Origin of the sequence: Bradyrhizobium sp. CB3481 (assembly GCF_029714305.1) — a bacterium.
GTDB lineage: Bacteria > Pseudomonadota > Alphaproteobacteria > Rhizobiales > Xanthobacteraceae > Bradyrhizobium.
Genome location: NZ_CP121647.1, coordinates 3,247,397 through 3,271,258 on the forward strand (window position 1 = coordinate 3,247,397; position 23,862 = coordinate 3,271,258).

A 23,862-nucleotide genomic window follows, 5' to 3' on the forward strand; every position below is an offset into this window, starting at 1 on the left:
ACGAAGCGTCGATCGATGGTGGAACACGCGAATCACTTGGCGAATATGCCATGAGGCCGGCGATTTCCGCATGATTTCGCAGGGTTTCCGGCCACGGCAGCCATGCGTAAACCGGGCTTCCGCGCTCACCTGTTAACCTTTCCTTAAGGATGCTGTGGCGGCGGCCGGGCAATTTTGCGAAAGCAGGGCGCGGTTTGTTGAGTTGCGGGAAGTTTGTCATGTCGCCCGATGCGTTGAATTCCCTGTTCGCCCTTTGCATCGGCTTTGCGTTCGCAGGCGCGCTCGCCAGCGGCTACCAGGCGATGGCGGCGCGGCCGGCGGGATTCGGCCTGCTTGGCGAAGGCGTGGCGCCGAAGACGTTTGCGGCGGTGCCGTTTCTGGTCTTTGCCGCACCATTCATCATCATGCGCAACACCCTACGCGGCGCAAAGATCGAGCGTCGCCGTTTCGAATTCGTGATGATGGCGACGGTGCTCGCGGGGTTCTGGAGCATGATGTCCGGCACGTTCTTCATCATGACGCTGCGCGCCGCGGGCCTTTTGGTCTGAGCCTGCTCGCTTGATCCCCTGCCAGCGGCTGTGCCAAGGTCTCCGTCAACGGAGACCTTTTTGTCATGGCGATTTATGAACTCGACGGGCAGGGGCCCGAGCTTCCTGCGGACGGCAACTATTTCATCGCAGATACCGCGACCGTGATCGGCAAGGTGCGCCTGCTGGACCAGGCCAGCGTGTGGTTCGGCGCGGTGCTGCGCGGCGACAATGAATGGATCGAGATCGGCGAAGGCTCCAACGTGCAGGACAATTGCACCTGTCACACCGATCCCGGCTTCCCGCTGACCATCGGCAAGAACTGCACCGTCGGCCACAACGTCATCCTGCACGGCTGCACGCTGGAAGACGATGCGCTGGTTGGCATGGGATCGATCGTGATGAACGGCGCGCGGATCCGCCGCGGCAGCGTTGTCGGCGCGGGATCGGTCATTACCGAAGGCAAGGAATACCCCGAATATTCGCTGATCATCGGCTCGCCCGCGCGCGCGATCCGCACGCTGACACCCGAGCAGGCGACCGCGATGGGACGTGCCGCAAAATCCTACCAGCGCAATGGGCCGCGATTCAAAAACGGATTGAAGAAGATCGGCTGAGGACGCCAGTGCACATCTGACATTCCTCGAGCGTGCTCAGGTATCTTCGCCCTCGTTTGCCTCGCGGGCGCCGGCAACCTTTTCATGACCGGCGGCCCAGAGGGCGTGCTCCTCGCTGCCGTCCCGATATGGATTGGCCTCCGCCGGAATGTTCTGGCGCGCGGCGCGCTCGCCCTGCTCGAATGGGTCCGGGTCTGAATTCATGACGACGTCCTTCCGCTTCGCGCGCGTGTCTTCTTCGGCGTCTCGTCCTTCGAAAGCCGGGCGCTCTTTCGCAGCGCATCCTTGAGGTCGATCGGAATGCCGTGCTTCTTGAGCAGGTCGGCAAAGGCCTCGTCGGCCAATTCCTGAAATGTCGCCATCCGGTCGCGGCCAAGCTGCGTGAGCTTGTCGAGGGTGTCGTCGTCGAAAGCGATCAATTTGCGCAAGGCGAGACCACTCCGGACCATCGAGCGGATGTGAATGAATGATCCGGCGCGGGAATCGTTCCGGCCGGAACAAGGCCACGGGTGCAGTCGTTGCCCCGTAAAGTTACTCCGTAAAGGAGATTTCCGATGAAGCTGGCGTCTATAGTCGCCGCAGTTGCGGCTATCACAATCCTGACATCCCCGGTGTCGTCGTTTGCACAGAGCGCGGGCGGATCATCGGCCGGCAGCAGTAGCGGTAGCGCCGCCGGTTCACCGAGCGCGGGCTCGGCCGGCGCGGGCGCACAAGGCGTTACTGGCGCGCCAGCGGCTCCTACAAGTCCCGGCGCGTTGAACAACAATGCGGGCGGAGATCGAGGCGGAGCAGCGAACCCGTCCAGGCTGGCCTCGCCGCCTCCGCCTGGCACCAACTCTGCCGGCACTGCCCAGTCGTCAGGCGGGGGAGTGACGACGGGCTCTGCAAGATCGGACAGAACGGGTGCTGACGCTGCGATCAACGAAGAAAACAAGACGGTAGACCGCAAGATCAAGAGTATTTGCCGCGGCTGCTAACAACCGCGCCCGAGCGACGTCCGGTCGCAGGGCGGCGTGCCAAATAGCACCAGCCATCTCCGAGAATCCGTTCTAGATTTGCCTTGGGATCCACGAGGATCCGACGCCGAAAGCGTCGAGCACTTCGAGGGCAAATCGCGGGCGAGCCGTTCGGTATCTTCCAGAAACTGTAGTCGTTTGTCGAACCCATCCGCGGGTGTGCCCCCATCGCATCGGGGGATGTCGAACATGCTCACAGTCCCGGCTTTGACGTTTGTACTTATCTGCATTGTGATTGGCTTAGGTGCGGCGTTCATCTGGATGTTCTGGGAGATCGAACAGAGGATGGCGAAGCTGCATCAAATATCCAAGCCGCATCGCAAGAGCGATCGCGCCGCGTAGCCGGCTTCGACGGTGTGGCGCGCATGTACCACGCCACGATCGGTGATCGTCGACACCGGGCGTCAGATCGCATTTTCCGAAAAATTGCACATATTTTTTGATGCATCCTTAGATAGTCGCCTGCGACGTTGCGGTTCCGCGCGTGGAACCCGCGCATGCCTGACAAAGAATTTGTGGAGAGGAAAGCCTTGCGGTGCCGCCTTAAGCGGATGGTGGTTCGATGATTGTCTCATCCACGTCCTGTCTCTCGTCAGCCATCAAATTGTGCACCAGGGATTTTCGAGCTTCCGTCAGCGCGATCGCGTTGTTGTGGGGCCTTGGCTGCGGGCAGCCGGTGATGGCGCAATCGCTGCCGAGCGGCGGCACGGTGGTCAGCGGGAGCGTTGCGATCGGCTCGACGTCGCCGAGCAATCTGACGGTCATCCAGTCAAGCCGCACCGGCATCGTCAACTGGTCGAATTTTTCGGTCGGGCATGGCTACCAGGTTCAGTTCAACAACGGCAGCGGGGCGACGCTCAACCGCGTGACCGGCAACGTGCCCTCGTCGATCAACGGCGTCGTGTCGGCAACTGGCTCGGTCTATCTCGTCAATCCGTCGGGGGTCGTGGTCGGGCCGACCGGCGTGGTGAAAACCGGCGGCAGCTTCGTCGCTTCGACGCTGGATGTGAAGGATGCGGATTTCCGCGCCGGTGGGGCGCTGACCTTCAGCGGTAGCAGCAAAGCTTCGGTGGTGAATCTCGGCAAGATCGGCTCGTCGAAGGGCGACGTCGTTCTGGTCGCGCGTCAAGTTCGCAACGAGGGCTCGCTGAGCGCACGCAACGGCACGGCCGCGATGGCGTCCGGCAGCGAGGTGCTGCTGAGCGACGGCTCGCTCGGCAACGGCAAAGTCCTGGTTCGGCGTTCCGCGCCGGACGGCGAGATCCGCAACAGCGGCGCGATCCGCGCCACCGAAGTGGAATTGCGTGCCAATGGCGGCAACATCTACGCGCTGGCCGGCAATGCCGGTCGCGCGATCTCGGCGACCGGTATTGCCAACAAGGGCGGGCGCATTTTCCTCACTTCCGAGGGCGGTTCGGTCAATGTGACGCAGAAGGTCGTCGCTCGGCGTCTGCAGGCCGATACGGCGTCGCGGCGCTCGTCTATCGGCGGCGATGTCGTTATCAGCGGCGACAGGGTCGCGGTCGGCGCCACGGTCGCAGCGAAGGGCGACGGCGGCGCAGGCGGGACCGTGGTGGTGACCGGCAATGACGTCACCCTGACCTCGGCCGCGCGGATCGACGCCAGCGGAAAGTCCGGCGGCACCGTGCTGATCGGCGGCGACCGTGCCGGCGGAGTGGACGCTACGCGAAAATTTCTGCCGCAGGCCGTCGCCAATGCACAGACCACGACGATCGAGGTGGGCGCGACGATTACGGCGGACGGCACGTCGGGCGCCGGCGGCAATGTCGTGGTGTGGTCGGATGGCACGACGTCGTTCGGCGGCACGATCAGCGCAAGGGGACTGCGCGGCGGCTTCATCGAGACTTCCGGGCATACGTTCGATTTCGCCGGCGGCAGCGTCAATGCCGGCGTCGGCGGCACCTGGCTGCTCGATCCGGTCGATCTCACGATCGATGCGACGCTGGCCGGCACCATCGCCACCGCGCTCGATGGGGGCAGCAACGTCACCCAGGAGACCAACGCGGCCGGCAGCGGCGGCAGTGGCGACATAACGGTGGCGAGCGGGATCAACTGGTCGACCAGCGCGACGCTGACGCTGAGCGCCTATCGCAACATCGCGGTCAACGCCAACATCGCGAGCACCGGCGGCGGCGGTGTCGTGCTGCGCGCCGACAATGCCGGCACGGGCGCCGGCACCGTGACGTTCGGCGGCGGGCAGGTGTCGACCGCGGGAGCGGTCTCGATCTACTACAATCCGACCGGCAGCAGTTCGACCGTCAACACGACGAAATACACGGCGCCGACGCAGACGAATTTCAGTGGCAATGTCACCGGCGGCGCCACGCTCAAGACGTACATGCTGATCAACAATGTATTCGACCTGCAGAATATGAAGAACAGCCTCACCGGCACCTATGCCCTCGGCCGCGACATCGACGCGAGCATCACGTCCGGCTGGAACAGCGGCTCAGGCTTCGATTCGATCGGCGCCGGGGCGAGCTTCAACGGAAGCTTGAATGGCGAGGGCCACACGATCTCCGGCCTCTTCATTAATCGGCCGTCAAGCCAAAACGTCGGGCTGATCGGCTATCTCAGCACCAGCGGCACGGTGAGCAACGTTGGCGTCATCGGTGCGACCGTCAGTGGCAGGACTGCTGTCGGCGCGATCGTCGGCACGAACTGGGGGGCGGTCGCGAATGTCTACTCGAGCGGATCGGTCACCGCCACCGAAGCCGGCGCCGGCGGGCTCGTCGGCTACAACTTTCAGACCGTGTCGAATGCCTATTCGAACAGCGCCGTGAGCGGACCGCTCTACGTCGGCGGCGCTATCGGGCTGAACAATGTCGGTGCCGGCAATACCGCCGGCTTGCTATCGCAGGTCTATGCGACGGGCGCTGTGACCGGTACAGGCACCGGTCCAAGCTCTATCGGCGGCTTCGTCGGCTTCAACGGCGGCACAATCACGGCGTCCTACTGGGACAGCTACACCAGCGGACAGACGCTCGCCATCGGCACCGGTTCGGGCAGCGTAACGGCCGTGACCAGCGACCCCGCACAATCAGCCGCAGCCAATTACGCCTTCAAGCAGAGCGCCTATGGTAGCTTCAGCTTTCCCGGAACGGGCGCGGCCGGCTGGTTCATGATCGATGGCCAGACCCGGCCGTTCGGCCGTTGGGAACACCAAACCACCATCACTAACGCGCATCAGCTCCAGTTGATGGCGATGAATCTCGGCGCGAGCTACACGCTGGCGGCCAATATCGACCTGGGCTCCAGCCTCGCACCGGTCAACGGCAAATATCCCGGCATGTGGTCGTCGGCGGGCTTCGTTCCGATCGGCAGCACCGCCGCGAATTTCACCGGAGGGTTCAACGGCCGGGGGTATACCGTTGCTAACCTGACCATCAATCGGCCGACCACCGACGACGTCGGACTGTTTGGCTATGTCGGTGCGGGCGTAACGGTGCAGGACGTCGGTCTGCAGGGCGCCTCTGTGACCGGCTCGAACCATGTCGGAGCGCTGGCCGGCACCAACGCCGGCACCATCACGCGTTCCTATGCGAGTGGCGTGGTGAACGGCACCGGCAGTTATATTGGCGGGCTGGTCGGGTACAACGTCGGCACGGGCAGCAACGTCACGCAATCCTACGCCACCGCGACGGTGGGCAGCCCCAACTTTTATGTCGGCGGGCTGGTCGGCTACAATGATGGCGCGATCTCGCAGGTCTACGCCGTCGGCGCGGTCAGCGGCAGGTACGCCGGAGGCCTTGTCGGCAACAATAGCGGCACGATTGCCCAGGCCTACGCGGCTGGGGCGGTAAGCGGCACGACCCCCGGCGGGCTGGTCGGCAATAACGGCGGCACGATCAGCCAATCCTATTTTGACACGGTGACGACAGGCCGGAACGCCGCCATCGGAAACGGAGCCGTCAACGGCGGGATCGGCCTGACGACCAGCCAGATGCAGGATTCTGCCAACTATGCAACGACGTATGCTGGTTGGGACTTCACCAACGTCTGGTCGGCGCCGAGCGCCGGCTATTATCCGCAGCTCTACGGCGTCAACCATGTCCTGCGCGTCGATCCCGCCAATGCCTCGCGGGCCTATGGCGATGCCAACCCGGCTCTCACCTACACATCCTATGGCTTGCACGCAGGCGACACGTCAGCCATCCTCTCCGGTCTTTCGCTGTCGACGGCAGCGACGACGACGTCCAATGTCGGCAGCTATGCGATCACTGCGGGCGGAAGCGTCATCAGCACCACCGGGCAGGCCTATCGCCTGATCCAGGCGCCGGCCACGCTGACAGTCACACCGCGCGCCATCACGGTGGCGGCGGAGGCCAAGAACCGTGCCTATGGCGACGCCAATCCGGCGCTGACCTGGCAGGTCGGCGGCGCGGGCCTCGTCAACGGCGATACGCTGTCGGGCGCGCTGGCGACGTCGGCCACGACGACGAGCAACATCGGCACTTACGGCATCACCCAAGGCACGCTGGCGGCGAGCAGCAACTACGCGCTGAGCTACACCAGCGCCAACCTGACGGTGACACCGCGTGCGATCACCGTCACGGCCGAAGCCAAGAGCCGTGCCTATGGCGATGTCAATCCGCCATTGACCTGGCAGGTCGGCGGCGCGGGCCTTGTTAACGGCGATACGCTGTCGGGCGCGCTGGCGACGTCGGCCACGACGACGAGCAACATCGGCACCTACGGTATCACCCAAGGCACGCTGGCGGCGAGCAGCAACTACGCGCTGAGCTACACCAGCGCCAACCTGACGGTGACACCGCGTGCGATCACCGTCACGGCCGAAGCCAAGAGCCGTGCCTATGGCGATGTCAATCCAACGCTGACTTATCAAGTCGGTGGCGCAGGCCTCGCCAATGGCGATACGCTGTCAGGCGCGCTCGCGACATCGGCGACGGCAGCGAGCAATGTCGGCACCTACGGGATCACGCAAGGCACGCTGGCGGCAAGCGGCAATTACGCGCTGAGCTACACGGGCGCCAACCTGACAGTGACGCCGCGCGCGATCACGGTGACGGCCGAGGCCAAGAGCCGCGCCTATGGCGATACCAATCCCGCGCTGACCTATCAGGTCGGTGGTGCAGGCCTCGTCAATGGCGACACGCTGTCCGGCGCACTCGCGACATCGGCGACGGCAGCGAGCAATGTCGGCACCTACGGGATCACGCAAGGCACGCTGGCGGCAAGCAGCAATTACGCGCTGAGCTACACGGGCGCCAACCTGATAGTGACGCCGCGCGCGATCACCGTCACGGCCGAAGCCAAGAGCCGCACCTATGGCGACACCAATCCGGCGCTGACCTGGCAGGTCGGCGGTGCAGGCTTGGTCAATGGCGACACATTGTCGGGCGGGCTGGCGACATCGGCGACGTCAACCAGCAATGTCGGTGCCTACGGGATCGGGCAGGGCACGCTCGCGGCCTCGGCCAACTATGCGCTGAACTATACGAGCGCGAACCTCACGGTGACGCCGCGTGCGATCACGGTGACGGCCGAAGCCAAGAGCCGCACCTATGGCGACGCCAATCCGGCGCTGACCTGGCAGGTCGGCGGCGCAGGCCTCGTCAATGGCGATACCTTGTCTGGCGCGCTGGCGACCTCGGCGACGACAGCCAGCAATGTGGGTACCTACGGCATCACGCAAGGCACGCTCGCAGCATCTAGCAACTACACGGTATCCTCGTTCACGGGCGGCAGCCTCACGGTGTCGCCGCGTGCGATCACGGTGACGGCTGACGCCAAGAGCCGCGCCTATGGCGATGCCAATCCTGCTCTGACCTGGCGGGTCGGCGGCGCGGGCCTTGCTAACGGCGATACGCTATCGGGCCTGCTCGCGACATCGGCGACCACATCCAGCGCGGCCGGTATCTACGGCATCACGCAAGGTACGCTCGCGGCGTCATCGAATTATGCCTTCTCCTTCGTCGGGGCGAACCTCACGGTTACGCCGGCAGCCGCGCCGCGTGTGCCGACCGCAGAGCTCACCTCCTATGTGAGGTCGCGGGTGTCTCTGCCTGCGCCACAGCCGCTCGAGCAGATGCGGATTCCTGAAAGCCTCGAGCCGTCTCCTTCCGCAATCACCTGCAATTCCAGGCAGTGTCTTGAATTGCCTCATCCCCATAATCGGCGGATCGGCACGCGCGCCAGATTCGTCGATACGACAGTCAGTCGCGATCGGTTGCCTGCGTTTGCCGACAATTGATTCGGGCGGCGAGGCCGCACGCATCGCGCGAGGAGATCGAAAATTCGTCTTTTCGGAAGTGGCGTTTGCGCTTCCGATAAAGGCCCCACGCGCATCTTCACACGCAATAGTTGGTGCTTTCGACAGCGCTGCAATTTACACGTTGTAGTTCTGCCACATATGGAACTCAACTTAAACCGTTATTAAGCGATCAACCATATTGATTGACTCATTCATTGTTCGCCGTGTGTGCGACAGAACGTCGGAACGTGCAGACTCATGCGAACTCACTCGTCGGCACCACAAGGCCCATGCGGGCTGTGGTCGTCATGATGCCGCGACTTCCCCAACAACTCGAAGCGCGCGCGGCGCGTCATGCGCGCGGCATCGGCGTCGGTTGCGCGCTGATGATGGCCTGCGCCGTTGCTGCCGCGCCTGACGGTGTTGCGCAGGCGCAGGTGGTGGAGCGCAATCTTCCGCCGGAGTCGCCGCGCCGCGCGAGCGCGATCAAGCTCGGCACCGATGATCTTCTGAAGAGCGATGACGCGACGCCGCTCGGCGTGAATCTTCAAGGCATCATCCTGGTCGGTGCAGACGCCAACGCAAAACCGGCTGCTGCTGCGAAGGGTATCGATGTCAGTCAGGTCAGCGGCATCGATACCGCCGGCCTGCGCGAGCAGCTCACGCCGTTCCTGGATCGCCCGCTCAGCCGCAAGCTGATTGCCGAAGTGCAGGCAAAGGTGGCCGCTGTCTACCGCGAAGCCGGGCGGCCGTTCGTATCGATCACGCTGCCGCCGCAGGAAGTATCGACCGGTCTGCTTCAGTTACGCGTGATCGCGTTCAAGGTCGCCGGCATCAAAGTGACGGGCGCCGCGCCCGAAAACTATCCGCAAAACCGCATCCGCCTCGTTCCCGGCCAGGAGATCGATGCACGCAAGCTCGAGACCGATCTCGACTGGGCCAACCGCAATCCGTTTCGCCAGGTCGAAGCGGTGTTCGGCCCGGGCAAGGATCTCGGCATGACCGACGTCAACATCCAGGTGACGGACCGCAAGCCGTGGCAGGTTTATGCCGGCTACGCCAACAGCGGCACACGCGCGACCGACCGTAACCGCTATTATGTCGGCGCCAACGGGGCGCCGTCAGCCGATATCTTCGCATCCTATCAGCTCACCGGCAGCGGCAATTTCTGGGTCGATGATGGCCTGTTCAACCGGCCCGACGATGCCAAATATGTCAGTCAGGCGGGAAGGCTGCTCACGCCGCTTGGACTGCGCACCAGCCTCGAAGTCGTCGGCGATCACGTGCTGACCAATGAGAGGCCGAACGATCTTTTCCGGATCAAGACGCAGACGAGCCAGGCCTCAGTCATCGTTCGCACCGCGCTCTCCAACTTCGCACCGCCGGCGACCGGCGATCTGCTCGGCGGCGTCGAGCTCAAGCACCAGCTGCGCACGACCATCTTCGACGGCACGCCGGTCGCCGAAGGCAGAGCCGACGTCGCACAATTGGTGGTGGGGTGGAACGGGCGCTGGTCGGACAATCTGGGCAGCAACACGCTCGACGTTCGTCTCAAGTCCAATCCCGGCGGCATTCTCTCCGGTAACAATTCGGGGGCCTGGAGCGCCTTCACCAATGGACGCGTCACCGATGTGCAGACCAATCTCGTCACCCTCGAATATGGCCGCGTGACACCGCTGCCGAAGGGCTTATCGCTGAAGTCGGAAGTCACCGTGCTCGCATCATCCAAGCCGCTTCCGGACACCGAGCGTGTCTCGCTCGGCGGCATCAGCACCGTGCGCGGCTATGTGAGCGAAGACGGCGTGGTCGACCAGGCACTGATCCTGCGCAACTCCCTCTATTTCTCCATGCCCAGCATGCCGTCCTGGATGCCCGGCACGCTGGCGCCGTTCCTCCTGGCTGACGTCGGGTGGGGGCGAGACCTGTTGTCCAAACGCGACACCACCTTGTCGTCGCTCGGGGCCGGACTGGATTTTGCGGCGGGCGCGAACTTCAATTCCAAACTGCTGGCGGCGCGGGCGATGAGTGATGGGCAATATAGCCGGGCCGGTTCCTGGCGTGTATCGGTGCAGGCCTCGATGAGCTATTGAGGACATCACCGATTTCAGCTCGAGCGTACACTCATAAAACGCCAAGTCGCGTCAGCTTTCGGGCGAACCGGACGTAGAGCTAACATCACCGAATGACCGAGTCTGACAAAGCGGACATCGAGCCAAGCCCGGTCGCATTGAAATGAAAACAAAAAAGCCCCGGCAAAGGCCGAGGCTTCTGATTCTTAGCGGATCGATCGATGAAAATAGATCAGTACTTCGCGACCACGGGGCCGCCGAACGTGTAGTTGATGCGGATCGTTCCTATGTCGATGTTCTGCCGGATGTTGTCGCTCCGCGTGACCGCAATCGCCGACTGCGGGAACGTCACGTTGGAGTTGCCCATGAACAGGTGGTCGTATTCGACGGCAACCGACCAGCGCGGCGCAAAACCGATTTCAATTCCGGCCCCGACGGTGCCGCCCCAGCGGGTGTCGCTTGCCTGATTGAACGGGACGCCGGCGGCGGCGAAGCCGTTTCCTACCGGAAAGAAGCTGCTATATTTGTTATTGGTGACCGCAGCGCCGCCCTTGACGTACAGCAGAACGCTGTTGAAGACCGGTGAACAGACCGAGGGCGTCGACCTTGGTCTGGTTCACGTACGGAATGAGCGCGGTCAGGCTCGAATTCGCTCCCTTCAAATTGGCCCAATCGCCCTGGGCCTCGACGCCGAACACCCAATTGGCGGCCTGCCAGCGATAGCCGATCTGGCCTCCGGCGAGGCCGCCGGTTGCATCGTGACAGCCTTCGCTCGGGGTATTGGCAATCGGAAGGCCGGCAACGCTGGTGAGCGTGTAGCATTCGCGGCTCAGGGCGCCCCCGCCGTTGACGCCGACGTAGAAGCCGCCCCAATTGTAGATCGGTGCGATCACCGGAGGCGCCTTGGTGTAGACCTTGGCGGGAAGATCGGCAGCGGAAGCTGTGCCCGAAAAGCCAGCCATCGACGCAAGCACAAAACCCGCCACTGCAAGACGACGCATTCCAAGTCCCCAGTGCAATCGAAAATGGTAATGCGTTCTGGCATGGACCCGTCAAGTGCGCCAGACTACCTCACTTCCAGGTTGCAGCTTTCTGTGATGTGTTGTGAGAATGCCTCAAGCGCCCGCAGCGAACTTCCATCCGACGAAACGCCTGCTATTAGCCCTTCTCTGACCTGGCAAATGTCCGAGTTGAGTCCGGAAGGCAGACCCAATCGGACATTGGCCAAAGTCGCTGTCGCGAGCGATTTTATGAGTTCACGGCCTCAGCTCAACACGCCGTACTTCTTGAACCAGGCCTGCATCTGCGACCAGGCATCTTCCGCTGCGTCCTTGCGATAACTCGGGCGATAGTCGGCGTGGAAGCCGTGTGGGGCGCCAGGGTAGATCTTGAACTCGGCGGTCTTCTTGTCTGCCGCCAGCGCCGCCTTGAAGGCTTCCACCTGGGCCACCGGAATCCCGGTGTCGGCCCCGCCGTAGAGGCCGAGGACGGGCGCCTTCATCTCGGCTACGAGCTGGGTCGGGCTCTTCGGCCAGGCCGGGTTGGGCGGATCGACCAGCGAGCCATAGAACGCGGCGCCGGCCTTGAGCGCTCCGCTATGGGCGGCATATTCCCAGACCGTCCGCCCGCCGCGGCAGAACCCGATGATGGCGAGCCGCGAGGTATCGCCACCTTGCGACTTGGCCCAGGCCACGGTGCTGTCGAGGTCGGACAACAGCTCGGCGTCCGGTTTTGAGTTTACGAGCGGCATGAGCTGCGGTATTTCGCTGACCTTCGTTAGGTCGCCCTTGCGGAAATAGTAGTCGGGCGCTACCGCGAGCGCGCCCAGTTTGGCGAGGCGCCGCGTCACGTCCTTGATGTATTCGTGCAGACCGAAAACCTCCATCGCCACCAGCACCACCGGCGGGTTGCCGACGCCGGCCGGCCGCGCGAAATAGCCGGGCATCTCGCCATCCGGGACCTTGATCTTGGCCTCGCCGTCGGTGAGGCCGCCGGTATCCGTCTTGATCGCGTCGGCGCGCACCGGCCCAGCCGCCAGCGTGTAGCCTGCGGTCACCGCGGCGGATGCGGTCATGAAGCCGCGGCGCGAGAATGGCGCGACCTTGGTCAGTCCGATGACATCCGAGGCTAGCTGGGGTTCGGCGCTCATTGGCAAGTCCTCCTTTTTGGGAGGCGCATTCAGCTTGCAAACGGGCGCGAACACAAATCACCTGCTTGCGAGACAGCCGTCGGTTTGGGGAGTGCAAGCGTCCGAAAACCGGACAAAAAACAAGGCCGTCGACGCAGTATACCGTCAACGACCTTGCCAGCCCCGGACATTGAAATCGGCTCACGCCATCCGGTGAGTTTCAGCATGACCGGGAATCCTGCGGGGATGTGTGAACCAGTTCACAAAGGTGCAAAAAAGTTCCGTCAACGATATCTTAACGGTGGAAAGTATCCCGCCGGCCAGGGCGCGGCGGGATGGCCGGACCTTTGAGGGGACCATACTGGCGCGGCCGACGCAGGATATCGGCTCCGCGGAGTGGGGATAGGTCGTCAGGCGCCGCGGGGGGCAGCTATCCGCGCGTCCTGGCACGGCCGCGGTTGGCCGACCTGCTGGCGCGCGGCTTTGCCTTGGCCGCACGCTTGCGCGGGGAGGAAGCGGCGTCGGGTTCGGATGCCTGCGCACTGGCAAAGGATTGCCGCAGCCCATCGACCGCTTCCGTCAGCGTTCCCAGTTGCTCGGAAAGCTTCTTGGTATCGGCCTGCTGCGCGGCAAGCAGGCGGCGCACCGTCAACAGCTGGTCCTGCACCATCTGCAACTGGTCGATCGATTCCTGCTGTGTCGCTTCCAATCCCTTGGTCTTCTCGACCAGCTGCTCGGATGCCTGCGTGGCGCGTGCCTGCAATTGCCGGGCCGCAACCGCGCGATCGGTCTCGGGCGCGCTGCCGGTATAGGCCCGCCAGAGGGCGATAGAACTAACGCCAAGTACAACAGCAATAAGAGCCACAGCGGCGATCGCAATCGGCTGGCCGCCGAAACGCGCGATGGGGCTAGCACTCCGGGGGCCGAGTTCGATCATGCGACTCCAAATCCGGACGTGATTCCAAAGTTCCAAACTAGCACAGGCCGGACTCGGCCAAAACCCGGGATTTATCTGATAGAGCCGGACAGACTTGGGATTGCGGGGGCCTTGGGATTGCGGACTTGGGATTGCAGGCAAAATCTCGTTCGCCCCGGGGGCGGGCGGGAATGGCTCCGGCCGGGGATGCCCCCGCTAGCGCATCCGCCCCCGGATGAACTGACCGGCGAATGCCAGCGCGCGACGACCGTCCTCGAGATGGGCATTCCAGACCGGCCACGCATGGATCATGTGAGGCCAGATTTGCAGCGTCACATCGACGTCGGCCGCTCCCGCGGCCTCGGCAAGCCGCGTGGCGTCGGCGAGCAATGTCTCGGCCGATCCGACCTGAATAAGGCACGGTGGAAAACCCCTTAAGTCGGCGACCAAGGGCGAGATCAGCGGGTCCCGGCGATCGTTCGACGGCGGCACATAGGCGTCCGCGAGTTCGTCGAGATAGGCCTTGTGGATCAGCGGATCGACGGCGTCCTTGGTCTGCAGCGTGCTGCCCGACATCGTGAGGTCGGTCCAGGGGGAGAGGAGCCAGGCGCACGCCGGCAGTTCTTCGTTGGCTGCGCGCAGGCGATTGATCAGACCGAGCGTCAGGTTGCCGCCGGCGCTGTCGCCGCCGACGGCAATGCTTGATGCGGCAATGCCCTGCCGGCGCAGAAAGCGCCATGCGGCGAGGGCGTCTTCATGGGCGGCCGGGTAGGGATGTTCTGGTGCGAGCCGATATTCGATCGCCAGCGTGCGCGTGCCCGCCGCGCGCCCGGCCTCCGTCACCAGACGGCGGTGGCTCAGAATCGAACCGGAGCAGTACCCGCCGCCATGGAAATACAGCAGCACGCGCGAAGGCTCGCTGCCGGGAACGATCGACCACTCGCCGGCGACGCCGTCGCAATCGACCGCCTCGCATCGGACGTCCGACGCCACCGGCCAGGTCGATCCGACTTCGTCGAGACGTTCACGTCGTTCCGACCAGCCGACCGGCCGTGGTTTTGAGGTCAGCAATTTGCGGATGGCGTCGATTTCGCGCTCGGCCATGTCGCCCTCCCGCGCTACAACAGCCCGCGATAGATGCCGGGCTCGGAGCCCTCGATCGGTATCGCGCCGACCGCCTTTGCATAGAATTCGGCAGGGCCGACGCCGCCGATGATGGCGTAGCCATATCCCTGCTGCTTCATGGCCTCGAGGCAGTTGAACAGCAGGGCCTTGCCGATCCCGTGCTTCCTTTCGTTCGGGTCGACGCCGGTGGGCCCGAAGAAGTTGGGGCAGGTTGCGTCATGGCAGGCGAACCCCAAAATGGTCTTTTGCCTGATCGCGATGAAGCAGGAGACCGGTTGCCGGGAAAACGCCACTTCGACTTCGCTGGCCCAGGCCTCGCTAAAATTCTGCCGGACCCAGGCGACCACCTTGTGCTTTTCCGGCGCCAGCGCCCGCCGTGTCGTGATGCCCGCCTTGCCGAGGCGCTCAAACGCGTCGTGGGGGGAAGGCAGGGCATAAAGCTTGACGAGCATATCCATCGGGCGACGGCTTTCCTTCCAGAATTCGGCCGGCGCATTATCGCGGTTGGGCGCGCCCGCGTAAATCTCTGGCCCGGGCTTTGAGGCGGGCCGGGATCCTTCCTTTGGCTACGGCGGCCGGGGGACCACCTTGGCCAAAAATTTTTAGCATCCCGCTTGAAACCAAATCGGGGTTTTCCAATTTTTTTTGCTGCCGCCGCTGGGCGGTCCGGGCGCCTGATGGGCCCGGTCTGGAGACGGGCACCGGTCGTGTCCGGTGCCGCTCGTAACCAACTTGCTCCATGGAGGATTTGGCTATGCGCACATACGACTTCTCACCCCTCTGGCGTTCGACCATCGGCTTCGACCGCCTTTTCGACCTCGTTGAGACCGCGCAACGCGCCGGCGAGGATAACTACCCTCCCTACAACATCGAACGGCTGGGCGAGGATCGCTATCAAATCTCGCTTGCCGTGGCCGGCTTCGCCGCCGACGAGATCTCCGTGACCGCCGAGCAGAACACGGTGACGATCGAAGGTCGCAAGTCCGAGAAGGAACAGCGCGAATATCTTTATCAGGGAATCTCCGCGCGGCCCTTCAAGCGTCAGTTCAGCCTTGCTGACCATGTGCAGGTAAAGAGCGCGTCGTTCGAGCACGGCCTGCTGCGGATCGAACTGTTCCGGGAAGTGCCGGAGGCGATGAAGCCGCGCCGCATCGCTATCAACGGTGCTGCGCCGAACAACGTGCAGCAGATCGAGGCGAAGGCGGCTTAAGCCCGCAGCGCTTCGAAGGATCGGAAGCCCCCGCCCGAACATTGCGGGCGGGAGGCGTTTCGCACCTTTTGGGGAGGATAGACCAATGATCGAGCGAGCAGACAATGTGTTTGATCTGAATGCCGTGCTGCATCCGGGGACCGTATTCGATCACCCGCGTGACGTGGTCGCCGACGCGACGCTTTCGCTCGCCGAAAAGCGCGCGATCCTGGCGTCCTGGGCATCGGATGCCGCGGCAGTGACTTCAAATCCCGCGCTGCGCGAGCTGGCGGGCACGAGACGCATCGTGACGATCGATGAGATTCTCGAAGCGCTCGCGATGCTCGACCACAAACCGCCGGGACCGCCCGGCGGCAAGCCGATGCGCCAGAAATCGACCTCGCGCGTGGCGCTAGCAGCGTAGCCATCAAGATCAGTGCGAAAACCCGACGACCCACAGCGGGCCGTCCTAATTCCGCGCCCCGAGGGCAGTGAGCCAGTTTTGTGGCAGCCTTGCTCACTGGAAAATGGGCGGCCCGGGGCGCATATTTCGAGAATGACAATTGTCCGATGCGATTGTGGCGCTGAGTACCAACGCACTGAGGAAAAGTTCTTGGTACCGCACACCGGTCACGCATCCTGTAAAGTATGCGGGGCTACGTTGGAGTCATGGTCCGAAAGCACCCACGTTCCCACATTCGATCTGGTCAAACGTCCAGACGAAAAGCCGGTTTGATCCTCACCCCACTTGCGGGTTGCCGATTTCTCACAGGTCGTTGGGAACGATCTACACCCAAAGGCGTAGGAATCGGGTGGCGTCGCCTAAGGCGCCACCCAGGGACTCCAGTTCTTTGTGCCGTCGTGCCGACTCCCGGGCTGGAGCTACCTTGGAGCTACGCGCCCTTTGACGGCTTCGGCGATCCCGGCATCACGAACATCTGCCGCAGCAGTTGGATCACAGCTGGCATGCCTGGCAAAACGGTGCAGCGCTAACCCACATCGGAAAACCGGAGCAGAAGGGGTAAATCCCCGATGCTCCATACCCGAGGAGTAACACCATGACCGCCTACATCTCCGAGGATTTTGCCACCAAATTGATTGACTGTCCCTTCGCGATCATCGGCAACACGATGCCGCCCCGAGATCCTAATGAAGACGGAGAGGACGAGGATGAAGAGGATGAAGAGAATGAGGAGGACAGCGACGACGAGCAGCCGGTGGTGCGCGAGCCGGACGAGGACTAGAGCAGAACGTTCTTAGGATTGAGGTATAGCCCGAGTTTCTCACCTTCTGGCTCCGTCACATCGTCGATATGACGAGGTACTTCGCGGTTAGCCTGTATTCCTGGCCGCTTCAGCTAGCATGACGTCAAGCTGGCCTTTGAGTCCCCAGGCTGTATCATTTCCCGAGACACTTTTGCCACCGGGCGAGCTCACAGGCAGCCAACAGCGTTAGTCTTTGTGTGGCACCGGTCTAATGCAGGTTTTGCGGTTGGGGGCTTTTGGCCGCGCTAGCTTGATGAGATGCATGACAACGGCGCGCCGCGCCGGAACGGCCGCACAAAAAAGTTGCGGCCAGGCTTTGGGGGAAGCCTGGCCGCGCGCGAACCGGTCTGGGACGGGGAGGGGTGGGGATGTGACCGGGTCGCGGGTTCGTAAAATCCTTGGTTTCGTTATCGGTCGCGTGACGAGGCGGTAGCGACCGCCGGGCGGCTGTCACCGAGCGAGACCCAGACATTAGGATCGCTCTGCGACTGGCGCTTGACGAAGCGGTAGCCGGTCTCGGTCCAGGCCAGGACGTTTTCGTTCTGGTTGTCGAGCACGAACTCGCCCTTGTCGGTCTTCACCGTCAGCACCGCGTGGCCTTCGCCCTTCTTGTCGCGCACCACCGTGATCAGCAGCGCCTCGCGCGGCCATCCGGCGTCGACCAGCATCTTGCGCTTCAGAAGCACATAGTCCTCGCAGTCACCGTAACCGTCCGTCGGCAACGACCACTTCTCGATCACGCCCCAGTGATCCATGTCGGTGATCGGCTTGACGGTCTCGTTGACCCACTTGTTGACCCGCAAGAGATCGCGCCATGCCGTCTGCGACAGCACGATGTCGCGCGGCTGCGAAGTGCCACCGCGGCATTCGCTGGCGTTTTCAGCGCAGAATTCGACCCAGCCGATCGGCGCACGTGCGGTTTCGCCCAAGCTGGCATAGAGCACGTCGCCGGCTTTCGCCGAGACGCACATCGAAGCGCTTATCCCTAAAAGGGCGGCAATAACAGCCAGTCCCTTTCCCCGTCCCCTGAATGACATCGTGGCCCCCGTTTTTTGTTGGGACCATCTTTCGCACAGAGGATTTGCGCTGCGGCTAAGTCAGGCAAGTACATTTGATGCGAATGCCAGTAAAGCAAGCCACCAATTCGAAACTATGCTTGCATCGAGCCCGACTAAAATTTGAAACAACTGCAATTGATTCAAATTTTATCTATTAACGCCTGCGGCGCTGGAACTGCAGGCGTTGGTGACGGAAAAGCGGACGGCATTAACCGACTTTGGCCGGTGCCAAACAGCGAAAAGGCGGCATCCGATCGCGCGGATACCGCCTTTGAGGCTGAAAAATCAGGGCTTTTTGACGGCTGGCGCTTTACCGCGCGGTAACTGCGTCTTCGAGCGTCTCGGCGACCTGCTCATGGACGAACTCGAGCGCAAAGCCTTCCTCGAGGTTTCGCACCACGCGGGATTGGACTTTGCCGAGCATGACCAGGGATTTCAGGGGCGGGCGGTTCTCCGCGGCGATCGCGGCGCCCGACAGCGACAGGTCGATGATGCGGCAGGTCATCTTGCTGCCGTCCTCGAGGGTCAGGAGCGCGATCGGGTTGCGCGGCACGATACGGTCGTGGCGGCGGTCTTCCGGCAGGTTGAGGATATCGCGGTTGGCGAGCCAGGTGAGCTGGGCGGCCAGCTTGTCGCGCTTGCGCGCGGTCGCCCCGACCGTCATGGCAAAGCCGTTGTCGATGATGCGGGTGATCTTGCCCTCGACGCGGCCGATATGGTCGAGATAGGCGATCACGCGGTCGCCGACATTGCCGATGCCCGGTGCCAGCAGCGCAAGGCCGCCCGGCGACATGTTAATAATCTGGCAAGGAAATTCACGGCGATCCGGCAGCATGTAGCGGCCGAGCAGGTGGACCTTGACGCGCTGAAAGCGCCGCCGCTCCTCTGCGGACGGGACCGTGCTTGTTTTCTTTTGCGCAAACGACATTCTTCGCCACCAGACAGCCGGTCTTTCGGCGTCGCCAAGACCCTAAGGCCGACAGGGTTAACGATGTGTTAGCAGCGGTTGCAGGAAGCGCTCAAGATTACGAGACGGACAATTTGGCGCGACCGCATGGCGTGCAAGCCACGATCGTCGCGATTACTTCTGCTCGAGCTGATTGAGATCCTGCTTGATCGTCTTCAGAAGCTGCTCCAGACGAGGAGATTGTTCTTCGCTGCGTTGTTTCGGTAGCATTACAATTACCTGCCGCGCCCGGTCGAACCGGGCCAAAGGCCAGCGAACGGAGGAAAAATGCCCGGAGTAAAGCGCGAGCGAGACGGCAAAGTCGGCATTCTGACATTGGACGAGCCGGCGAGCCTGAATGCAATGACGCCTGATCTGTTGGGCGATCTCGCCACCGCCATTGCCGAGACGACCGGCGATCCAGAGGTGAGGGCGCTGGTGCTGACGGGCGCCGGCCGCGGCTTCTGCTCGGGCCAGAATCTGAAGGCCGCGCAGATCCTCGGCGACGATATCGCGGCCGGCGTGATGAAATATTACTGGCCAACGTTCAAGGCGATGCGCGAATGCCGCGTGCCGATCGTGGTCGCCGTCAATGGCGTGGCCGCGGGCGGCGGGTTCAGCCTTGCGATGGCCGGCGACATGATCGTCGCTGCGCGTTCGGCGCGCTTCATCCAGGTCTTCAGCCGCATCGCGCTGGTCCCCGATCTCGGTTCGACCTGGCTGTTGCCGCGCCTCGTCGGTCGGCAGCGCGCGCTCGAATTGATGATGACGAACGAGCCGCTCTCGGCCGATCAGGCCAGGGAGTGGGGATTGGTCCGCGAGGTATTTGACGACGCGGCGCTGGCCGATGGTGCACTTGAACTGGCGCGCAGGCTTGCGACCGGACCGACGCGGGCGCTGGTCGCGACGCGCCGCCTGATCGATGAGAGCGAGCACGCGAGCTATGCCGACCAATTCCGCCGCGAGATCGAGACCCAGGCAGAGATTCGCCTGAGCGCTGATGCCTTGGAAGGGCGCAATGCGTTTCTCGAGAAGCGCGCGGCCCTGTTCACCGGACGCTGAGGAGGGACCACGCAACATCAAGCTCGAGTACAGTTGCCGATCGCATAGCAAAATGACGGGCAACTGGTGGGCGCGCTATACGCGGGCTCCGATGGAACTTTCAATTCGGCTGGATCGTTGTTTGGTTGGCTAACCAACAAGGCTCCATGTCCAAATGGCTTAACCAGTTTCTGTTTGGAGTTTGGGGTCTTCTGCTGATCCCGCTGATCGTGCCTATCCTTGGAAAATGGCTGGCCGAAAATGTCTTCTCCGATCCTAACGCGGCGGCTACGACCGTTTTTGAAGACTTTCTCGCACTGGACCGCCAGCGTTGGTTCAAATTCGCCTTGGTTTTCTGGACCGGTGTCGTCCTTGGCGTCTCATTAGAGTGGCTAAACCGGAAGTCGGATGAAAAGCGAGCTTCCGAGCTCCGGAGCCTTGGCTCTAAATTTCGCAGTCTTTCAGATAGCCTCAAAAATCGGACCACGTCAGGCTGGCCGGACAATGTGCCTGATCTCAAACCGGCAATTACGTCTGCATTTGGCTCCGCCAGGAAATTTCATCTGTGGGCTCCGGACGAGCACGTGTACCAACTACCCGACGCGTCGTTCCTTTGTGAATACTTCAGATCTGTCGGCAAGCTGCTAGAGGACGGACAATTCGACAAGGCGAACAGAGAGGCGCTCTCCTGGAAGCCATTCCTCGATAACGTGACGCTGTCTTGAGCTTCGGCCGTGGTCCAACCGAACCGGGGCTGTGTGCCTGGTAAGCTCACGCCCACGCTCAGCCGACCTGGCCCACAAACTGCTGCAGCTCCGGCGTCCGCGGCGCGGCGAATACTTCCTTTGGCACGCCTTCCTCATGCACCTTGCCGTGGTGCATGAAAACGAGCTTGGTGCCGACGTCGCGGGCGAAGCGCATTTCATGCGTCACCAGAATGAGCGTCATGCCTTCGCGCGCCAATTGCTCGACCACGCGCAAGACCTCGTTGACCAGCTCGGGATCGAGCGCGGAGGTGATCTCGTCGCACAGCAGGACTTTTGGCCGCATCGCCAGCGAGCGGGCGATGGCGACGCGCTGCTGCTGGCCGCCGGAGAGTTCGCTCGGATAGGCGTCCATCTTTTCCGACAGGCCGACCTTGGCCAGCACCTCGGCGGCGGTGGCGCGGGCTTCCGCCTTTGACACCTTGTTGACGACGGTCGGTGCCAACATGACGTTCTCGGCCGCCGTCAGGTGCGGAAACAGATTGAACTGCTGGAACACCATGCCGACATGGCGGCGCAGCTCGCGCAGATTGGTGGCGGCGCCGCCGACTTCGATGCCGTCGGCGACGATGCTGCCGGACTGATAGGTCTCGAGACCATTGATGCAGCGGAGCAGGGTGCTCTTGCCCGAGCCGGAGCGACCGATGATCGCGACCACGTCGCCCTTGGCGATGTCGAGCGAGACGCCTTTCAGCACCTCATTCGCGCCAAAACTCTTCCTGACGTCACGAATGCTAACGAGCGACATTGAGGCGGCCTTCGATTTTCTTCGCCCACCAGGACAGCGGGAAACACAGGCAGAAATAGATCAGCGCGACCAGCGAGTAGACCAGGAACGGCCGGAAGGTCGCGTTGTTGAGCATGGTGCCGGCCTTGGTCAGTTCGACGAAGCCGATGATCGAGGCGAGCGCGGTGCCCTTGATCACCTGCACCGAGAAGCCGACGGTTGGCGCCACCGCGATGCGCGAGGCCTGCGGCAGGATAACATAGCGCATCTGCTCGATGTAACTCAGCGCAAGGCTGGAGGAGGCCTCCCACTGGCCCTTGGGTATCGACTCGACGCAGCCGCGCCAGATCTCGGCCAGGAACGCGCTGGTCCAGAACGTTAGCGCCAGCGTCGCCGCCGCCCACGGCGAGACCTCGACGCCGAACAGCGCAATGCCGAAGAAGAACAGGAACAGCTGCATCAGAAGCGGCGTGCCCTGGAAGAACTCGATGTAGACCTTGGTGAACCATTCCAGCGGCGCGATCCGCGACGTCCGCATGAACAAGAGGATCAGGCCGACGATCCCGCCGCAGACAAACGCGATCAGCGACAGCACGATCGTCCATTGCGTGGCGACCAGGAGGTTCGACAGGATGTCCCAGAAGCTGAACTGCAGCATGGGTTCACCTCGCCTTGAAGATGACGCGGCCGAGCGCGCGCAGCGCGGCGCGCATCAGCATTGCGAGTACGAGGTAGGCGAGCGCGACCAGCAGGTAGACCTCGAAGTTCCGGAAGTTCCGCGACGCCACGAAGTTGGCGGCATAGGTCAGGTCTTCCGCCGAGATCTGCGACACCACCGCCGAACCCAACATCACGATGATGATCTGCGACGACAGCGCCGGATAGATTTTCCGGAACGCCTGGTTGAGCACGATGTGGCGCAGCACCTCCCATTTGGTCATGGCGAGGCTGAGGCCGGCTTCGACATGTCCTTTAGGGACCGCCTCGATGCCGGCGCGGATGATCTCGGTCGAATAGGCGCCGAGATTGATGACCATGGCGAGGAAGGCCGCGGTGGTTTCGCTGAGCTTCAGCCCGAGCGCCGGCAGGCCAAAGAAGATGAAGAACAACTGCACGATGAACGGCGTGTTGCGGATCAATTCCACATACACCGCGACGATGCGGCCGAGCCAAACGGGTCCGAACGTGCGCGCCGCGGCGCCCGCGGTGCCGACGGCGATGCCGGCGACGGTCGACACGATCGTCAGCACGATCGTGAAGACCAGCCCGTACAGCAGCACGTTCCAGTAGGGCAGCAGTTCGGCGAATTGCAGCTTGTAGGACACTCGGGCGCCCCGGCCTTACGTCAGAAGCCGGGCGGCAATGGCGCTTTCAGCCATTTCTCCGACAGTTTGCCGATCTCGCCCGATGCCTTGGCCTTGGTGATGATCTCGTTGACCTTGGCGAGCAGCGCCGGCTCGTTCTTGTTGAGCCCGACATAGCAGGGGCTGTCCTTGATTACGAATTTCAGCGTCGGCGCGCGGGCAGGGACCTTTTCGGCGATCGCAGCCGCAACCGTGTTGCCGGTGGCGATCAGATCGACCTGGCCGGAGACGAACGCGGCGATGGTGGCGTTGTTATCCTCGAAGCGCTTCACCGTCGCATCCGGCGGCACCATGGCCGTCAATGCCTGCTCCTCGATCGCGCCACGGGTGGCGCCGATCGTCTTGCCCTTGAGGTCGGCAGCGCTCGTAACCGCGATCGCCTTGGTGCCGAACACGGCCGAGAAGAACGGCGCATAGGCGATCGAGAAGTCGATGACCTTTTCGCGCTCCTCGTTCTTGCCGAGGCTGGAGATGACGAGGTCGGCCTTGTTGGTCTGCAGGTAGGGGATGCGGTTGGCGCTGGTCACCGGAATGATCTCGGTCTTCACCCCGAGTTCCTTGCCGATCAGGTTGGCCATATCGATGTCGTAGCCCTGCGGCTTGAGATCGAGCCCGGCCGAGCCGAACGGTGCGAAATCCTGCGGCACCGCGATCTTGATCACCTTCGATTTCATGATGTTATCGAGGGCGTCGGCATGGGCTTGCGTCGCCACCGCGGCAGTCACGAGTGCGGCGGCAAGCATCAATCTCTTGAACAACATACTAAAGGTCTCCGAGGTTACGTCGAATACGCGCCCTGCGAGATGTTCTCTCGGTGCGTATCATCAGGCGATGTGGCCCGGCTCCACGTCGTGATTCGACCCTGCCTCACGCCT

Annotated in this window: 23 protein-coding genes and 1 pseudogene; 11 read left to right on the top strand and 13 right to left on the bottom strand. The window is 62.8% G+C overall.

Features of this window, described 5'->3' with window-relative positions; genetic code table 11:
• The first annotated feature begins 218 nt into the window (after window positions 1-218).
• Both QA643_RS15600 and QA643_RS15605 read left to right on the top strand, forming a co-directional pair.
• The gene (locus tag QA643_RS15600; RefSeq protein ID WP_283034006.1) at window positions 219-548 is read left to right on the top strand and encodes a hypothetical protein; all 330 of its coding nucleotides are present in this window, start codon (window positions 219-221) and stop codon (window positions 546-548) included.
• Window positions 549-613: 65 nt separating this feature from the next.
• Window positions 614-1,144 carry a gamma carbonic anhydrase family protein gene (locus tag QA643_RS15605; protein WP_283034007.1) on the top strand — a complete coding sequence of 177 codons (531 nt, stop codon included), beginning with the start codon at window positions 614-616 and terminating at the stop codon, window positions 1,142-1,144.
• Window positions 1,145-1,180: 36 nt separating this feature from the next.
• On the opposite strand, the gene QA643_RS15610 is transcribed toward QA643_RS15605, so the two are convergent.
• Together QA643_RS15610 and QA643_RS15615 are read right to left on the bottom strand one after the other, a co-directional pair.
• Entirely contained in the window at window positions 1,181-1,348 is a 168-nt protein-coding gene (locus QA643_RS15610) for a hypothetical protein (RefSeq protein ID WP_283034008.1), read from the bottom strand.
• Window positions 1,345-1,572: a hypothetical protein gene (locus QA643_RS15615; RefSeq protein ID WP_283034009.1), complete on the bottom strand. Its 228-nt coding sequence runs from the start codon at window positions 1,570-1,572 to the stop codon at window positions 1,345-1,347. Before QA643_RS15615 ends, QA643_RS15610 begins: the two co-directional genes overlap by 4 nt.
• A 777-nt stretch (window positions 1,573-2,349) precedes the next feature.
• On the opposite strand from QA643_RS15615, the gene QA643_RS15620 reads away from it, so the two are divergent.
• From QA643_RS15620 to QA643_RS15630, 3 genes are all read left to right on the top strand, one after another.
• Window positions 2,350-2,502, top strand: coding sequence for a hypothetical protein (locus QA643_RS15620; RefSeq protein ID WP_283034010.1), 153 nt, complete (start codon window positions 2,350-2,352; stop codon window positions 2,500-2,502).
• A 220-nt stretch (window positions 2,503-2,722) separates the two neighbouring features.
• Window positions 2,723-8,395, top strand: a complete 5,673-nt coding sequence (locus QA643_RS15625) for an MBG domain-containing protein (RefSeq protein ID WP_283034011.1) — start codon at window positions 2,723-2,725, stop codon at window positions 8,393-8,395.
• Window positions 8,396-8,706: 311 nt separating this feature from the next.
• Window positions 8,707-10,485, top strand: coding sequence for a ShlB/FhaC/HecB family hemolysin secretion/activation protein (locus QA643_RS15630; RefSeq protein ID WP_283034012.1), 1,779 nt, complete (start codon window positions 8,707-8,709; stop codon window positions 10,483-10,485).
• A gap of 211 nt (window positions 10,486-10,696) precedes the next feature.
• Here the strand turns inward: QA643_RS15630 and QA643_RS15635 are convergent.
• The 5 genes and pseudogenes from QA643_RS15635 to QA643_RS15655 form a co-directional block, all read right to left on the bottom strand.
• A pseudogene (locus tag QA643_RS15635) lies at window positions 10,697-11,465 on the bottom strand (outer membrane beta-barrel protein).
• Window positions 11,466-11,728: 263 nt separating this feature from the next.
• Window positions 11,729-12,613 (bottom strand): dienelactone hydrolase family protein, encoded by an 885-nt coding sequence (locus QA643_RS15640; protein WP_283034013.1) that lies wholly within the window; start codon window positions 12,611-12,613, stop codon window positions 11,729-11,731.
• A gap of 409 nt (window positions 12,614-13,022) precedes the next feature.
• Window positions 13,023-13,529: a hypothetical protein gene (locus QA643_RS15645; protein ID WP_283034014.1), complete on the bottom strand. Its 507-nt coding sequence runs from the start codon at window positions 13,527-13,529 to the stop codon at window positions 13,023-13,025.
• Between the two features lie 195 nt (window positions 13,530-13,724).
• Window positions 13,725-14,612, bottom strand: a complete 888-nt coding sequence (locus QA643_RS15650) for an alpha/beta hydrolase (RefSeq protein ID WP_283034015.1) — start codon at window positions 14,610-14,612, stop codon at window positions 13,725-13,727.
• 14 nt (window positions 14,613-14,626) lie between these two features.
• A complete protein-coding gene (locus QA643_RS15655) occupies window positions 14,627-15,091 on the bottom strand; it encodes a GNAT family N-acetyltransferase (RefSeq protein WP_283034016.1) in 465 nt (154 codons plus the stop codon).
• Between the two features lie 296 nt (window positions 15,092-15,387).
• Here QA643_RS15655 and QA643_RS15660 point away from each other — a divergent pair, with 296 nt between their 5' ends.
• The 3 genes from QA643_RS15660 (at window position 15,388) to QA643_RS15670 (ending at window position 17,066) form a co-directional block, all read left to right on the top strand.
• On the top strand, window positions 15,388-15,843 hold the full coding sequence (locus QA643_RS15660) for an Hsp20 family protein (RefSeq protein ID WP_283034017.1): 456 nt from the start codon (window positions 15,388-15,390) through the stop codon (window positions 15,841-15,843).
• Window positions 15,844-15,928: 85 nt separating this feature from the next.
• Entirely contained in the window at window positions 15,929-16,246 is a 318-nt protein-coding gene (locus tag QA643_RS15665; protein ID WP_283034018.1) for a hypothetical protein, read from the top strand.
• 634 nt (window positions 16,247-16,880) lie between these two features.
• Window positions 16,881-17,066, top strand: a complete 186-nt coding sequence (locus QA643_RS15670; RefSeq protein WP_283034019.1) for a hypothetical protein — start codon at window positions 16,881-16,883, stop codon at window positions 17,064-17,066.
• Between the two features lie 428 nt (window positions 17,067-17,494).
• Here the strand turns inward: QA643_RS15670 and QA643_RS15675 are convergent, their stop codons facing one another.
• Window positions 17,495-18,124, bottom strand: a complete 630-nt coding sequence (locus tag QA643_RS15675) for a transglutaminase-like cysteine peptidase (RefSeq protein WP_283034020.1) — start codon at window positions 18,122-18,124, stop codon at window positions 17,495-17,497.
• Window positions 18,125-18,265: 141 nt separating this feature from the next.
• Between QA643_RS15675 and QA643_RS15680 the strand changes: the two genes are divergently transcribed.
• Window positions 18,266-18,469, top strand: a complete 204-nt coding sequence (locus QA643_RS15680) for a hypothetical protein (protein ID WP_283034021.1) — start codon at window positions 18,266-18,268, stop codon at window positions 18,467-18,469.
• Here the strand turns inward: QA643_RS15680 and QA643_RS15685 are convergent.
• A complete protein-coding gene (locus tag QA643_RS15685) occupies window positions 18,456-19,073 on the bottom strand; it encodes a PilZ domain-containing protein (protein ID WP_283034022.1) in 618 nt (205 codons plus the stop codon). The genes QA643_RS15680 and QA643_RS15685 overlap by 14 nt on opposite strands.
• A gap of 306 nt (window positions 19,074-19,379) precedes the next feature.
• Here QA643_RS15685 and QA643_RS15690 point away from each other — a divergent pair, with 306 nt between their 5' ends.
• Window positions 19,380-20,153 carry an enoyl-CoA hydratase-related protein gene (locus tag QA643_RS15690; protein ID WP_283034023.1) on the top strand — a complete coding sequence of 258 codons (774 nt, stop codon included), beginning with the start codon at window positions 19,380-19,382 and terminating at the stop codon, window positions 20,151-20,153.
• 146 nt (window positions 20,154-20,299) lie between these two features.
• Complete coding sequence (locus QA643_RS15695) at window positions 20,300-20,857, top strand: hypothetical protein (RefSeq protein ID WP_283034024.1); 558 nt, start codon at window positions 20,300-20,302, stop codon at window positions 20,855-20,857.
• A 58-nt stretch (window positions 20,858-20,915) separates the two neighbouring features.
• On the opposite strand, the gene QA643_RS15700 is transcribed toward QA643_RS15695, so the two are convergent.
• Genes QA643_RS15700 through QA643_RS15715 form a run of 4 tightly spaced genes read right to left on the bottom strand, consistent with a single transcriptional unit; the run spans window position 20,916 to window position 23,748 of the window.
• Entirely contained in the window at window positions 20,916-21,644 is a 729-nt protein-coding gene (locus QA643_RS15700; protein ID WP_283034025.1) for an amino acid ABC transporter ATP-binding protein, read from the bottom strand.
• The gene (locus tag QA643_RS15705; RefSeq protein ID WP_283034026.1) at window positions 21,631-22,281 is read right to left on the bottom strand and encodes an amino acid ABC transporter permease; all 651 of its coding nucleotides are present in this window, start codon (window positions 22,279-22,281) and stop codon (window positions 21,631-21,633) included. The genes QA643_RS15700 and QA643_RS15705 overlap by 14 nt, the downstream gene beginning before the upstream one ends.
• Before the next feature lie 4 nt (window positions 22,282-22,285).
• Entirely contained in the window at window positions 22,286-22,948 is a 663-nt protein-coding gene (locus QA643_RS15710) for an amino acid ABC transporter permease (protein WP_283034027.1), read from the bottom strand.
• Between the two features lie 20 nt (window positions 22,949-22,968).
• On the bottom strand, window positions 22,969-23,748 hold the full coding sequence (locus QA643_RS15715; RefSeq protein WP_283034028.1) for a transporter substrate-binding domain-containing protein: 780 nt from the start codon (window positions 23,746-23,748) through the stop codon (window positions 22,969-22,971).
• Window positions 23,749-23,862 lie beyond the last annotated feature (114 nt).